General features: G+C 66.7%; 12 protein-coding genes. 9 read left to right on the forward strand and 3 right to left on the reverse strand.

The features are described 5' to 3' along the window. Positions 1-18: 18 nt before the first annotated feature. The gene (locus tag NA2_RS04540; protein ID WP_008594678.1) at positions 19-3,387 is read right to left on the reverse strand and encodes a hybrid sensor histidine kinase/response regulator; all 3,369 of its coding nucleotides are present in this window, start codon (positions 3,385-3,387) and stop codon (positions 19-21) included. 262 nt (positions 3,388-3,649) lie between these two features. On the opposite strand from NA2_RS04540, the gene NA2_RS04545 reads away from it, so the two are divergent. The 7 genes from NA2_RS04545 (at position 3,650) to hisD (ending at position 10,955) form a co-directional block, all read left to right on the forward strand. Further along, positions 3,650-5,308: an ABC transporter substrate-binding protein gene (locus tag NA2_RS04545; protein WP_008594680.1), complete on the forward strand. Its 1,659-nt coding sequence runs from the start codon at positions 3,650-3,652 to the stop codon at positions 5,306-5,308. A 158-nt stretch (positions 5,309-5,466) separates the two neighbouring features. Then, entirely contained in the window at positions 5,467-6,444 is a 978-nt protein-coding gene (locus tag NA2_RS04550; RefSeq protein WP_008594682.1) for an ABC transporter permease, read from the forward strand. Then, positions 6,444-7,352, forward strand: a complete 909-nt coding sequence (locus tag NA2_RS04555) for an ABC transporter permease (protein ID WP_008594683.1) — start codon at positions 6,444-6,446, stop codon at positions 7,350-7,352. The genes NA2_RS04550 and NA2_RS04555 overlap by 1 nt, the downstream gene beginning before the upstream one ends. Further along, positions 7,349-8,152: an ABC transporter ATP-binding protein gene (locus tag NA2_RS04560; RefSeq protein ID WP_008594686.1), complete on the forward strand. Its 804-nt coding sequence runs from the start codon at positions 7,349-7,351 to the stop codon at positions 8,150-8,152. Before NA2_RS04555 ends, NA2_RS04560 begins: the two co-directional genes overlap by 4 nt. Beyond that, a complete protein-coding gene (locus tag NA2_RS04565; RefSeq protein WP_008594688.1) occupies positions 8,149-9,078 on the forward strand; it encodes an ABC transporter ATP-binding protein in 930 nt (309 codons plus the stop codon). The genes NA2_RS04560 and NA2_RS04565 overlap by 4 nt, the downstream gene beginning before the upstream one ends. After that, a complete protein-coding gene (locus NA2_RS04570) occupies positions 9,071-9,526 on the forward strand; it encodes a GNAT family N-acetyltransferase (protein WP_008594691.1) in 456 nt (151 codons plus the stop codon). The genes NA2_RS04565 and NA2_RS04570 overlap by 8 nt, the downstream gene beginning before the upstream one ends. A gap of 97 nt (positions 9,527-9,623) precedes the next feature. Next, positions 9,624-10,955 (forward strand): histidinol dehydrogenase, encoded by a 1,332-nt coding sequence (hisD, locus tag NA2_RS04575; RefSeq protein ID WP_008594693.1) that lies wholly within the window; start codon positions 9,624-9,626, stop codon positions 10,953-10,955. A 29-nt stretch (positions 10,956-10,984) separates the two neighbouring features. Here the strand turns inward: hisD and NA2_RS04580 are convergent, their stop codons facing one another. Further along, positions 10,985-12,184, reverse strand: a complete 1,200-nt coding sequence (locus tag NA2_RS04580) for an MFS transporter (RefSeq protein ID WP_008594696.1) — start codon at positions 12,182-12,184, stop codon at positions 10,985-10,987. Positions 12,185-12,270: 86 nt separating this feature from the next. Next, positions 12,271-12,864 (reverse strand): TetR/AcrR family transcriptional regulator, encoded by a 594-nt coding sequence (locus tag NA2_RS04585; RefSeq protein WP_008594700.1) that lies wholly within the window; start codon positions 12,862-12,864, stop codon positions 12,271-12,273. Positions 12,865-12,946: 82 nt separating this feature from the next. Here NA2_RS04585 and NA2_RS04590 point away from each other — a divergent pair, with 82 nt between their 5' ends. Both NA2_RS04590 and NA2_RS04595 read left to right on the forward strand, forming a co-directional pair. After that, the gene (locus NA2_RS04590; RefSeq protein ID WP_008594703.1) at positions 12,947-13,786 is read left to right on the forward strand and encodes a crotonase/enoyl-CoA hydratase family protein; all 840 of its coding nucleotides are present in this window, start codon (positions 12,947-12,949) and stop codon (positions 13,784-13,786) included. Further along, positions 13,779-14,234: a DUF1330 domain-containing protein gene (locus NA2_RS04595; protein WP_008594705.1), complete on the forward strand. Its 456-nt coding sequence runs from the start codon at positions 13,779-13,781 to the stop codon at positions 14,232-14,234. The genes NA2_RS04590 and NA2_RS04595 overlap by 8 nt, the downstream gene beginning before the upstream one ends. Positions 14,235-14,290: the final 56 nt, after the last annotated feature.

A 14,290-nucleotide genomic window follows, 5' to 3' on the forward strand; every position in this document is an offset into this window, starting at 1 on the left:
ATGGGATGTGTTCGGATGTCAGGACGGCGTGTCATGCGGCTGGTCGTGCCGCTGTTTCGGCGCGGCGGTCAGGCGAAGATGTTCGCGCAGGCGGGCGAGGTCCGCCGCGAGGCGGACGGCGATCTGCTCGGCGTCCGCGTCCCTGCCCAGTGCCTCGCCGCGCGACAGCGCGAATTCGGCTGAGCGGATCACGTCGCGCCAGCGCGGGTTGAGCGGCAGGGTCTCGATCAGCAGATACTTGTCGAGCGTACGGGTCTGCAGCGAGGTCTTGTCGAGGCTGACGCGCCAGATGCCGCTCTCCTCGGCGAACTCGATGCGATCCTTGCCGCTGGCGCGGCGCCACAGATTGAGGCTGCCCGCCATGACCTGCACGATCAGCGCGCGATAGGCCTCGTCGACGGCGGCGGCCGAAACGGGTTCGTTGCGCTCCTCATGCGCCATGATCGGCAGGGCGCTGTCGATGGCCCCGCGCACGGAGACGAGCAGGCTTTCGGCCTCGATCGAGGCGTCGCTCAACACCAGCGCCATGCCGGATCCGGCTTCCGGCTCCAGTTCGAAGGCGTTGATGCTGAACTCGCGTCCTGCCAGGTGCAGCGTGGCGCTGCTTTCGCCGTCCGCGCGGCACTGGCTGTCGAGCAGGTTGACGATATCGGCGGGCAGCAGGGAGGCAAGCGGCGTGGCACGGTCGAGCGGCTTGCCGAAGATCGTCTCCGCCGCCCGGTTGGCATAGGTCACGACGCTCTTGTCGTTGACGCAGACGAGCCCGGCTTCCAGCGCGTCGAGCAGGCGTGCCATACGCCGCTGGGAAAGCCTGAGCGCGTCTTCCACCTGGATGCGCCGGTCGACCTCGTCGCGGAGCGCCAGGTTCTCCTCGGCCCGGCTGCGCGCGCGGCGGGCCTCGATCAGCGTCGAGATGCGCGTCAGGAGCTCGTCCTTGACGAAGGGCTTGACCACATAGTCGTTGGCGCCCGCCTCGAAACCGGAGATCATGTCGCGCGTGCGGCTGCGCGCCGTGACCATGATGATCGGCAGGTCGATCAGCGAGTGCTGCCGGCGCAGCGCCCTGGCCACCTCCAGCCCGGACATGTCGTTCATCATTACGTCGAGGATGACGAGGTCCGGCTTGTTCTCGCGCACCGCCTCTATGCCGGCGCGGCCGTTGTCGGCGCTGATCACGCGGTAGCCCTGCGGCAGAAGCACGTTGCGCAGCACCTGCAGATTGATCGGCTCGTCGTCGACGACGACGATGGTCGGCGCGTCGGCGCCGCCGTCGGACGGAGCGGGCGTTTCGAACGCGTCGAGCGGGTTGATGGTCTGGTGCAGGCCGCCCGGATACTTGCCGCGCGCCTGTTCGGCCGCGTCGGCGCCGGCGGCGGGCAGGCGCAGCACGAAGCGCGATCCCTGGCCGACCTCGCTCGTCGCCGTCAGCGTGCCGCCGAGCAGGGCGGCGAGATTGCGGGCGATGGCGAGGCCCAGCCCGGTGCCGCTCTTCTTCTGGGTGATGTCGATGTTGTCTGCCTGCTCGAGCGGCTGGAAGATGCGCTCGAGATTGTCCGGCGAGATGCCGCGCCCCGTATCCTCGACGGCAACCGCCACCGCATCGCCGTCCTGCCAGGCGGTGACATGGATATGCCCGTCATCGACATATTTGATGGCGTTGCCGATCAGGTTGTAGAGGATCTGCTCGAAGCGCACGGGGTCGGCCATCACCGGCGGCGTCTCGTCGGGAATATCGACCCGCAGGCTGACCGGCTCGCCGGAAAGCAGCGGCTCCGAAAGCAGCAGGACCTGCCGCACGCCGGTGGCCACGTCGACCGCCTGGATGTCGAGGCGCATCCGGCCCTGGCGGATACGGTAGAGATCGAGCAGATCGTCCACCAGCCGCGACAGGCGGCGTGCCGAGAAGGTGATGAGTTGCAGCTGGTTGCGCTGCGCGGGAGCGATGTCGCCTGCCGCGCCCGCCGACAGCGTTTCCGAAATGCCGATGATGCCGTTCAGCGGGGTGCGCAGTTCGTGCGATGTGTTGGCGAGGAACTGGTCCTTCATCCGGTCGGCCTGTTCCAGCGCGACGTTCTTCTCGGCGACCTGGCTGATATGCTCTTCCAGCTCGCGGTTCTTCTGGCTGATCAGCTTCACCTGCTCGCGCAGCGCGTCGCGCATCCGGCCGACGGCTTGCGAGAGTCGGGCGAACTCGGTCGGCTGGTCGAACCGTGGCAGCCGCATGTCGAGCGCGCCGGCGGCGACCGCCTCGGCGGCGTCGGTGACCGATTTCAGCGGCCGCGTCTGTGAGCGCGCCAGGAACAGGGACAGGAGCAGGATGACCGGCAGGGCCAGCGCGCCGACGGTCAGGATGATGTCGCGAAGCTGCCTGCTGGCGGCGAAGGCCGAGGCGGCGTCTGCATCGACCGCGAGCAGCCAGCTTGCGTCCGGCAGGCGCAGATGTGTCCAGGCGGACAGGGCCGGCGCGCCGAGCAGTCCCGTATCGAGCATCGCCACCGCGCTCGGCGTCTCCATGTCGGCGGGGACCGTCACCGGTTCGCCGGGAGGCAGCGCGTTCCGGGCGGAAGAGGCGATCACCGTCCCGCGGGAGGAGATCAGGCTGAGCGTGCCGTTGGCTCCCTCGCGCCCGCCCATCAACGCCGCCAGCTTCTCCGCCGGCAGGCGCAGGATCGCCGCGCCGCTGGAGCGCTGGTAGAGGTTCACGCGGGCGACAAAATAGGCGGAGAAGCGGCCCGTCTGCGTGTCGCGCGAGAAGTCGTAGAAGACGATGCCGTTGTCGTCCGGATTATCCGCCAGCGCCGCCAGCGCGCGCGACAGGGTGGTGTCTTCTCGCGGCAGGAGCCGGCCCAGATAGTCGTCTTTCAGGACGGAGTAGACGACGCGACCGCGCGCATTGACCAGATAGACATTGTCGAATTCCGAGCTGGCGACGAAGGTCTGGTATTCCTCGTGAAACTGGTTGTGCGCATTGGCATAGGCCAGCGCCTCGCGCAGCAGGCGGTCATAGTTCAGCGGGTCGGGGCTTTCGCTTCCGTCCCCCGTAACGCCGAACAGCTCGCGCAGCTTCGCCGCTGCGGTTTCCGCTTCGGGCGCCATCTGGCTCATCGCGTAGCTGAAGCCGTAGAAGTCGCCGATCGAATAGCGGGCGATGTTGGTCTGGGCGAGGCTCTCCGCCTGACGCCGCGCGAACGAGATGTACTGGGTCACCTCGCTCTTCTTGGCATCGCGCGCGAAGGCGATTCTCTCGAACGTCTCCCGCGCGATATTGGCATTAACCAGTGAGAAGAAAACCATGGCGCTGACGGCCAGCGGTATGATGGATACCACCAGCAGGACTGTCAGCAGCCGGGCCTGAAAGCCCGCCGGAACCAGACGGCGCCAATGCATGAATCCTCCCGGACCGGCGTAAAAAGCCGATCGACTGGGGTCAGGCTAGCGAAACGGGGCGGCTTCGCCAAGACCGCGCGCCGCCGGATTCGGCGAATGCGACGAAACTGACGAAATTTACGAAAAAGAGGGTGGCATTAAACTGGTCTGTTCCATCACACTAGATTTGCTGCACCAGAGCGCGGGCCTGCCATTGGCCGGAGGAGGCGCGGGGCGTGGCGCGGAGGCGGATGGTCCGCCTGCTTTCTTGAGGGAGGAAACGATGAGACATTTTCTGACGGCCGGGCTGATCCTGGCCGCGGGTGCGGTGCAGGCGCCATCGGCGATGGCCGAAGCCGTGCTGACGGCGCTGCCGGTGCAGCGCACGGCGTGGATCGAGAACTACAATCCGTTCAACCAGTCCACCAGGCTGCCATCGGTCAACGACTTCATCTACGAGCCGCTGATCATCTTCAACACGCTGAAGGGCGGCGAGGCGAACTATCGCCTGGCGACCGCCTATGAATATGCCGACGATCTGAAGAGCCTGACCTTTACCCTGCGCGACGGCGTCACCTGGTCTGACGGCAAGCCATTCACCACCAAGGACGTCGCCTTCACCCTGGACCTGGTCAAGAAGCACAAGGCGCTCGACATCTACGGCCTCGACAAGATCGTCGCCTCGACCGAGGTCGTTGACGACAAGACCATCCGCTTCAACCTGACCGACGCCAATTCGGGCGCGCACTACCAGATCGTCCGCCTTGCCGTGGTGCCCGAGCATGTCTGGGCAAGCGTCGAGGACCCGGTGACCTTCACCAATCCGAACCCGGTCGGCAGCGGCCCGCTCACGACGATCCGCCGCTTCACGCCGCAGGAATACATCCAGTGCCGCAACGAGAATTACTGGGATGCCGAGACGCTGAAGGTCGACTGCATGCGCTTCCCGCAGATCGGCACCAACGACCAGGCCCTTGCGGCGGCGGCGCGCGGCGAGCTGGACTGGATGGGGTCGTTCCTGCCCGACATCGAGAAGACCTTCGTCGCGCAGGATCCCGAGAACCACAAATACTGGTTCCCAGCCGGCTCACTCGTCGCCTTCAACATGAACATGGAAGCGAAGAACGAGGGCAACCGCGAGGCCTTCACCGACGTGAACTTCCGCCGCGCCGTCTCGATGGCCATCGACCGTGAGGCAATGGTCGACATCGCCGGCTACGGCTATCCGACGATCAACCAGTATCCCTCCGGCCTCGGCCAGGCCTTCCACTCGTGGAACAATCCCGAGGTGGACGCGCAGTACGGCAAGTACACGCGCTACGATGTCGAGGGCGCCAAGGCGCTGCTGGCAGAAGCGGGCTACAAGGACACGGACGGCGATGGCCGTATCGAGACGCCGAGCGGCAAGAAGATCTCCTTCAACATCATCGTGCCGAACGGCTGGACCGATTGGGTCAACACGGTGCAGCTCGCCGTCGAGGGTCTGACGGCGGTCGGCGTCCAGGCACAGGTCGCAACGCCCGAGCAGGCGGTGTGGTCGGAAAGCCTGATTAACGGCGACTACGACATGGCGATGAACGCCTATTTCACCGGCGTCACCCCGCAATACCACATGGATCTCGGCCTTCATTCCCGCCATCAGGGCAAGACCCGCTTCGGCGCGACGCGCTACTACAACGAAAAGCTCGACGAGCTGCTCGACGGGTTCTTCAAGACCGGCGATGTCGAGGAACAGCGCAAGGTCATGAACGAGATGCAGATGGAGATCGGCCGCGACATGCCCTACATCGCCATCTTCAACAACCCGCTCTGGTACCAGTACAACACCAAGCGCTTCACGGGCTTCTTCAGCGCCGAAAACCCGGTCGCCAAGCCCGTCATCCATGACGAGACGCCCGAGCGTCTGCTTCACCTGCTCGCGCTGCGGCCCGTGGAAGACTGACCACCCGTCTTCAAGGTCGCCTCCTCCCGCCTTCTCCCCGTCCGCGGGGAGAAGGTTCCGGGAAGGTTCGAGAAGAACACAAGTTTGCTAGACTGCAGACACAAGAAGGCGCTGGCGTGGGCAAACCCATGTGAACGGCGCGGCGAATAGGGGATCCAATGCGCTTCGTTCTGCGTCGGCTCGCATTCTATCTGGTTGCCTTCCTGGTGGCGGCGACCTTCAACTTCCTGATCCCGCGGCTGATGCCCGGCAATCCGGCCGACATCATGCTGGCGCAGTCTCAGGGAACCATACCGCCCGAGGCCCGCGAGGCGCTGATGGCGACGTTCGGCTTCATCAACGAACCGCTCCACCTGCAGTATCTGAAATATCTCGCCTCGATCTTCACCTGGGATTTCGGGCTTTCGGTCAAATACTATCCGACCCCGGTGATCGACCTTCTGACGCGGGCGCTGCCCTGGACGCTGTTCCTGACCGGAACGGCCACGCTGCTCGCCTATGCGCTCGGCACGCTGTTCGGCATTCGCGCCGCCTGGCAGCGCGGCGGGCGCTTCGACAGCGTGATCTCGCCGATGGCGCTGGCGCTCCAGTCGGTGCCGGCAGTGGTCATCGCGCTGACCGCGCTGTTCGTCTTCGCGGTCTCCCTGAACTGGCTGCCGACGGGCTATGCCTACGACCCGTCGCTCGAGCCTTCGCTCGACGGTACATTCCTCTCCTCCACCTTGAAGCACGCGCTGATGCCGGTCCTGTCGCTCGGCCTCGTCCTGGTCGGCGGCTATCTGGTCACCATGCGCAACAACATGATCGGCCAGCTCGGCGAGGATTATGTGCATCTGGCCGAGGCCAAGGGCCTGTCCGACGCGCGGGTGCGCTACAACTATGCCGCCCGCAACGCGCTGCTGCCCTCCATCACCGCCTTCGCGATCAGCCTCGGCTCCGTCTTCGGCGGCTCGCTCATCACCGAGGTGGTGTTCAACTATCCGGGCCTCGGAAACCTGCTCTACCAGGGGGTCATCGCCCGCGACTTCCCGCTGATCCAGGGACAATTGCTGATCATGACGCTGGCCATGCTGGCGGCCAATTTCGCCGTCGACCTCGCCTATGTGGCGCTCGACCCGCGCCTCCGGAGGGCCTGATGCTCGATCTCCTCAAGATATTCATCCGCAACCGCAAGGCGGCCGCCGGCCTGCTGATCGTGGTCTTCTATGTCGTGGTGGCGCTGGCCGCGCCGCTGATTACCAGCCACGATCCCAACAAGCGCGTCAGCCGCCCGCACCAGCCGCCGAGCATCGAATATTCGATGGGCACGACGCGCATGGGGCGCGATGTCTACACGCAGCTCGTCTGGGGAACGCGCACCTCGCTGATGGTCGGCATACTGGCGGGCTTCATCGTCACGCTGATCGGCACCGTCGTCGGCCTGACAGCCGCCTACTACGGCGGTGCCACTGACGAAACGCTCAACTTCGCCACCAATGTGGTGCTCGTCCTGCCGCAGCTTCCCCTGCTGCTCGTGCTGGCGGCTTTCCTCGGCCAGGTCGGGCCGCTCGCCATCGCGGTCATCATCGGCCTGACCTCATGGGCCTGGGGGGCGCGCGTCACGCGGGCGCAGGCGATGACGCTGAAGAACCGCGAGTTCATCCAGGCCTCCGAACTGATCGGCGAGCCGGTCTGGCGCATGATCCTGGTCGAGATGCTGCCCAACCTCCTGTCGATCATCTGCTTCAACTTCATCGGCAGCGTCATCTTCACCATCATCACCCAGGCGACGCTCGAGTTTCTCGGGCTGGGCGATCCACTGTCCGTCTCCTGGGGCACGATGCTTTACAACGCCAACAATGCCTCGGCCATCACGGTCGGCGCGTGGTGGGAGATGGCGGCGCCCTGCGCGGCGATCGTCCTGATCGGCATCGGCCTGTCGCTGCTCAATTTCGGCGTCGACGAGATATCGAACCCGCGCCTGCGCACGCTGGGCGCCATCGGCAAGGCGATGAAGCTGCAGAAGAGGCTCGACCGCGAACGGCTGATGGAGAAAGAGGCATGAGCGCGCCGAAACCGCTTCTGTCGGTGCAAAATCTCTGCGTCGATTACCTGACGCCGACCGGCACGTTCCGCGCGGTGCGCAACGTGTCGCTCGACATCGGAAGCAACGAGATCGTCGGGCTTGCGGGCGAAAGCGGCTGCGGCAAGAGCACCATCGCCTTTTCCCTGATGCGGCTGCACCGCCCGCCGGCCTTCATCAGCGAGGGCAGGATCCTGTTCGACGGCGAGGACATTCTGGCCTTCCCGCGCCGCAGGCTGGAGGCCTGGCGGTGGAGCGGCACGTCGATGGTGTTCCAGAGCGCCATGAACTCGCTGAACCCGGTGCTGACGGTCTTCGAGCAGTTCCGCGACATGCTCGCCCGCCACGAGCGGATGGGCCGGGACGCGGCGCGCGCCAAGGCGGCGGAGATGATGGCCATGGTCGGCCTGCCCGCCGACCGGCTCGACGCCTTCCCGCACCAGCTTTCCGGCGGCATGCGCCAGCGCGTCGTGCTGGCCATGGCGCTGACCCTGCGCCCGCGCCTGGTCATCATGGACGAGCCGACGACGGCGCTCGACGTGGTGGTGCAGCGGGAGATCCTTCAGGAGATCGTCGCGCTGCGCCGCACGCTCGGCTTCTCGGTGCTCTTCATTACGCATGATCTGGCGCTGATGGCGCAGTTCGCCGACCGCATCGCCATCATGCTGGAAGGGCGCATCGTCGAGGAGGGTGCGGCGGCGGCGCTGGTCGCCGCCCCGCGCCACGACTACACGCGCAAGCTCTGGGCGGCCATGCCGCGCATCGAGGGGAACGCCGCATGACCGCACCGCTGCTGAGCCTGGAAGGCGTTTCCAAGACGTTTCATGTCCGCCCCGTCCTCGGCGCGGTGCGCCGCGTCGAGGCGCTGCGCAACGTCACGCTCTCCGTCGATCCCGGCCGTGCGCTGGCGCTGGTCGGCGAGAGCGGTTCGGGCAAGAGCACCTGCGGGCGGGCCGTCATCCGCCATTTCGAACCGAGCGCCGGGACGATCCGCTTTCGCGGCGAGGACATTTTCGAGGGCTGGACGCGCCAGGGCGACCGCGCCTATCTGCGGGCCGTCCAGATGGTGTTCCAGGATCCGTTCGCCTCGCTCAACCCGACCCACACGATCCGCCACCATCTGGAGCGTCCGCTGCGCCTGCATGGTGGCCCGGGCGACCTCGAGGCGCGTCTGCGCGGGATCCTCTCGGATGTCGAACTCGATCCGGCGACGACGCTCGAGAAGTTCCCGCACCAGCTTTCCGGAGGGCAGCGCCAGCGGGTCAGTTTCGCGCGGGCGCTGGCGGTCGGCGCGGAGCTGATCGTCGCCGACGAGCCGACATCCATGCTCGACGTCTCGATCCGCAAATCCGTGCTCGACCTGATGCGGCGCCTGAAGGAGGAGCGCAACATCGCCTTCCTCTACATCACGCACGACATCGCCACGGCGCATTACATCGCCGAGGAGACGGCCGTGATGTTCGCCGGTCAGGTGATGGAGCGCGGCCCCTCCGATGCGGTCATCAGCAGCCCGCGCCACGCCTATTCGAAGCTGCTCATCTCGGCGGTGCCCGACCCCGCCCGCCGCTTCGACGCCGGTGCGGATGACGCGCTTGCCTTCACCCGGCAGGCCGAGGCCGTCCGCGCCAGCGCCGCCCGCCCGGTGGCGGGCTACCGGGAAGTGGCGCCCGGCCATTTCGTTGCCTATGCGGAGGCGGAGAATGCCTGACCTGATCGTGCCGCTCTACAAGCTGGCGGCGGAAGCCCCACGCGAGGACGGCGTCGTCATTCGCCGCGCCATCACGCCGGAAATGCATGTGGTCTGCGACTTCGCCACACAACATTTCGGCCGCAACTGGGCGAGCGAATGCGCCGTCGCCTTCGCGGCGCAGCCCGCCGGCGTGCTGATCGCCGTCGAGGACGGGGCCTTGCTCGGCTTTGCCTGCTACGACGCGACGGCGAAGGGCTTCTTCGGTCCCACCGGGGTGGCGGAGGCGGCGCGCGGCCGCGGTGTCGGCGCGGGCCTCCTGATGGCGACACTCCATGCGATGCGGCATGCCGGCTATGCCTACGCGGTCATTGGTGCCGCCGGCCCCGTGGATTTCTACAAGCGGCAGTGCGGAGCGATCGAGATACCTGGCTCCGACCCCGGCATCTACGAGGGCATGCTGCGCTGATTGGCCCGTGCCGCCGGCCCGCTCCGGGGGCTATGCCTCGGGCGAAAATCATCTATACGTGCCACCGGAAACGCACTCTTGAGACTGGTGGGTGGAAATGTCGAACCGCGTAGCCTGGCACGAACTGTCGAAACTGTCCGATGCGGAGCGCAAGACGCTGCTCACGCGCACGGAGGACGACCTCACCCATTTCCTCGAGAACGTCGCGCCGATCATCGAGGCGGTGCGTGAGGAGGGTGACGTGGCGCTGTCGCGCTTCGCCCGCCTGTTCGACAAGGCACCGGTCGATGTCGGCGAGATCGCCGCGACGGAAGCCGATTTCGACGCGGCCTTCGACAGCCTGGACCGCGAGATGATCGAGACGCTCGAATATTGCGCCGACAACATCCGCCGCTTCCACGAGGCGCAGCGTCCGCAGGAGATGTGGATGAAGGAAATCCGCCCCGGCGTTCTGGTCGGCGAGCGGGCGACGCCCGTCGACAGCGTGGCGCTCTATTCACCGCGCGGCAAGGGCACGTTTCCGTCGATGACGTTGATGACCGCGATCCCCGCGGTCGTGGCCGGCGTGCCGCTGCCCATCGTGCTCACCCCGCCCGGACCCGACGGCAAGGTCGATGCCGCCACGCTGGTCGCCGCGAGGATTTCCGGGGTCAGGCATGTCTACAAGGCCGGCGGCGGGCAAGCCGTGGCGGCCGCCGCCTACGGCACGGCGACCGTGCCGCGCTGCGCCAGGTTCGAAGGGCCGGGCAGCCCGTGGATCGCGGCGGCGAAGCGGCTGCTGCAGGGCCAGATCGCCTCGCGCCTGCCCGCCGGCCCGACCGAGTGCATCGTTCTTGCCGACGAGACCGCCGATCCGGAGATCGCCGCGCTCGACCTGCTGATCGAGGCCGAGCATGGCAGCGACAGCTCGAACTTCCTGGTGACCTGGTCGCGCGATGTGGCCGAGAAGGCGCGCGCGGCGCTGCCGAAATTCTGGGCGGAGATGAACGCCGAGCGCGTGCGCTATTCGTCGGACGTGCTCGGGGGAACCAGCGGCGGCATCGTGCTCGCCGACACCCCGGAACAGGCCTTCGCGTTCATCAACGACTACGCTCCGGAGCACCTGCAGATCCTGTCGAAGACGCCGTTCGAGTATCTGTCGAAAGTGCGCAACGCCTCCGAGATTCTGCTCGGCGAGTATGCCCCGGGGTCGATGGCGAATTACGCGATGGGGCCGAACGCCGTGCTGCCCACGTCGGGCATGGCGCGCGCCCACTCGCCGCTCGGCGTCCATGATTTCATGAAGACCACGTCGATCGGCCATGTGACGGCGCAGGGCTATGCCGAAATGGCGCCGCACACGCTGCGTTTCGCCCGCTACGAAGGGTTTGACGCGCATGGCAACGCCGTGACCCGGCTGCGGAACAATCACCTGACGAAGGAGGGGTAGGCGCGCGTCGGCGGAGTCCTCATGCGCGGCTACACCGTGATATCCTCCCAGCGCGAAACCGAGCGCAGCGCGCTGCAGGCCGCGGCGAGGAACGACGCACCGTACAGCCCGATGACCACCCATAACCCGGCTTCGAGCGACACGTAGCTGCCGATGGCGCCGCCGGCGAAGGCGCCAAGAGGGCGAACGCCGTAGATCGCCGTCTGGATGACGGCGTTGATCCGGCCGAGCATGGCCGCCGGCGTCGCGAGCTGGCGAACCGTGTTCTGCGTGACCAGCCACATGGAAGGGCCGAACCCCATCAGGAAGAAGGCGGCGTGGAGCAGGGGGAGCGTCGCCCCCTCGCGGGCGATGGGAAGCATGGCGGCCGCAATCACGGAGGATCCCGGCCCGAACAGGAGGACGATGCTTGGCGGCATCGTGGCGGGCAGGCGCGCGACCACCCATGTTCCGAGGATCGCCGCAAGACCGAAGGCGGCCATGATCTGCGCGAAAATGGCCGGATCCGCGCGATAGACCTGTACGATCACCGGCACCATGAGCACCATCAGGATAGCGAAGGCGAGATTCCAGAAGATGGCGCAAAGGGAGATCGGCCGAAGCATCTTGCTGCGCGCCACATAGGTCCCACCCTCGATCAGCCGCTTGAGAATGGAATCGGGATTGGCCGGCGGCCGATCAAAGCGCGGCAGTTTCAGCAGCACGGCAAGAGCGAGCAGAGAGAAGCCCGCAGCGGCCCAGAACGCCATGCCCGAGGTCTGCACGGAGAGCACGGCGCCGAGGCCAAGGGGCACGAAGAACGACGCGACCGAGCGCGGCAGCGACAATTGGGCATTGGCTTTCGCCAGGCCGGTCCTGTCGGTGAGCAGGGGGAGAATGGAGAGGCTCGCGAGGCCGAACAGCACGATCCCAAGCCCGGCGGTGGCGATGAACGCGCCGAACAGCGTGAGGCTGCCTGCCGGGATGGCCAGGGCAGCACCGCCGAAACCGGCCATCGACATCAGCGCCGACAGGATGACGAGGCTGCGCAGCTGGAGGCGGTCGACCAACAGACCGAACGGCAGCGACCCGACGAGATGGGCCATCGACTGGCAGGCGACGAGAACGCCGATGGCGGCGGCGGAGGCGCCGAACACGGTGGCGGCGATGATCGGAACCGCGACGAGCGCGATCTGGTCGGCGATGTTCATCCCATAAGCCGACAGGGTCAGTCTGCTGATATGTGTCATCTGGGCTTTCCCGGCGAAACAGCGCGCATCCTAGGAAGCATGGCGGCCGAAACCACCCGTTTCCTGCCGGCAAGCCGCAAAACCCGTCAGGAGGGTCCCGGCTCTCGCATTGCCGCCCGCACCAGCCCTGCCGCCGCTTCGCCGGCGGCCTCCATATAGCGCGGATCCCGGTGCAGCAGGACGAGGGCGAACGAACCCTCCAGCAGGAGCATGACATGTCGTGCAAGTGCGGCCGGCTCGCCGGCGAGGCCCGCCTGTGCAAATGCGTCCGCAAGCCAGTCTTCCACGGCTTTCTTGTGACGGCGCGCCACCTGGACCGCCGGATGGCCGGGCAAGCTCGCCAGCTCCGCCGTCGTGCGCAGGAAACCGCAGCCTTTCCATTTCCGGTGGCTGGCCGAGCGCGCGAGATTGGCGAAGACCGCGCGAACCCGGTCTGCGGCGTCGCCCTCCGCTTCCGCGAACCAGCGCCTGAACAGGGCGAGGCTCGGCTGGTCGCGCCCATCCAGATAGGCGGCGACCAGATCGTCCTTGCTCGCGAAATGGTAATAGAGCGTTCGCTTGGTGACGCCGGCCTTTTCGGCGACGGCGTCGACGCTCACGCGCCTCACGCCCTCGCCGTAGAACAGCGCGGCGGCTGCCGAGACGATGCGATCGCGCGTGGTGCTTGCGGCTCTGGTCATTCCTCCATGTATACCGACTAGTGTATATACACAATGGCCGGGACCCGCCATCCTTCGACCCGAGCAACGAAAGGACAAGGATGTGACCGATCTCGTACTTTGCCACCGCGAGCGGGCCGGCGCCGTCGTGGTTCTGACCCTGAACCGGCCCGGGAAGCTGAATGCCCTGAACTATGCGCTGATCGACCGCCTGACGGCGCGTCTTGACGCTCTGGAGACCGACGGGACCGCTCGGGTCATCATTCTTACCGGGGCCGGCGAACGCGCCTTTTCCGCGGGCGGCGACATCCATGAGTTCTCGCGGAGCGTGGCGCGGGGTCCGGAGACCGCCCTGCGCGATTTCGTGGGCCGCGGGCAGGGCTTGACGGCAAGGCTGGAAGCCTACCGGAAGCCGGTCATCGCCGCCGTGAACGGTCTCGCCTTCGGCGGCGGCTGCGAGATCACGGAGGCCGTGCCGCTGGCGATCGCCAGCGAGCGCGCCCTGTTCGCCAAGCCGGAGATCAACCTGGGCATGCCGCCCACCTTTGGCGGCACGCAGCGGCTGCCGCGCCTCGCCGGACGCAAGCGCGCCCTCGAGATGCTCCTGACCGGTGACGCGTTCTCGCCGCAGCGGGCGCATGAGATCGGGCTGGTCAACCAGGTGGTGCCGCATGGCGATCTGATCGCCGCGTCTCTCGATCTCGCCGACCGCATCATGCGTCATTCCTCGCTCGCCGCGGGCGCCATCCTCACTGCCGTCACGCGCGGCGTCAACATGAGCATCACGGAAGGCCTCGCGGTCGAGGGGGAACAGTTCGCCCGCATGGTGCCGACGCCGGACCTGCGCGAGGGGCTGGACGCATGGATTGCCCGGCGCAGACCGAACTATTCCCATGCATGGACCGGCGGGTCGGCCGCTGCCGCGGAGGTGCAGGATGCCTGACGCCTACACCACCTTCTCGAAGGAGACCTTCGCCGCCTTTCGCGCCGACGGGCGCGCCGGTCCTGTCCACATGCTCAACCTGATCAGACTCCACCCGCAGGCACGCTATCCCGATGGGCGGACGGTCAGCGGCCAGGAGGCCTACGAAGCCTACGGGCGCCTGAGCGCGCGGGCCTTCGCCCGGGCGGGTGGCCGCATCTGCTGGCGCGGCAGGTTCGAACTGTCGATGATCGGCCCCGCCGACGAGACCTGGGACATCTGCTTCATCGCGGGATATCCGAGCCCCGAGGCCTTCACCGAGATGCTGTGCGACCCGGGCTACCGGGAGGCGATGGCGCACCGGCAGGCCGCCGTCGCCGACAGCCGCCTGATCCGCTTCGGCGTCCTGTCGAACGGGGTGCGGTTCGACCAGGTCGATAGCATTTTGCAGTCAGGTGGAAGCACCTGATGGCCCGCATAAACGCGGTACAATAAGGAGATAGGTCCGTTCAGCGTTCCTGTGAA

It is taken from the genome of Nitratireductor pacificus pht-3B (genome assembly GCF_000300335.1).
Taxonomy (GTDB): Bacteria; Pseudomonadota; Alphaproteobacteria; order Rhizobiales; family Rhizobiaceae; genus Nitratireductor; species Nitratireductor pacificus.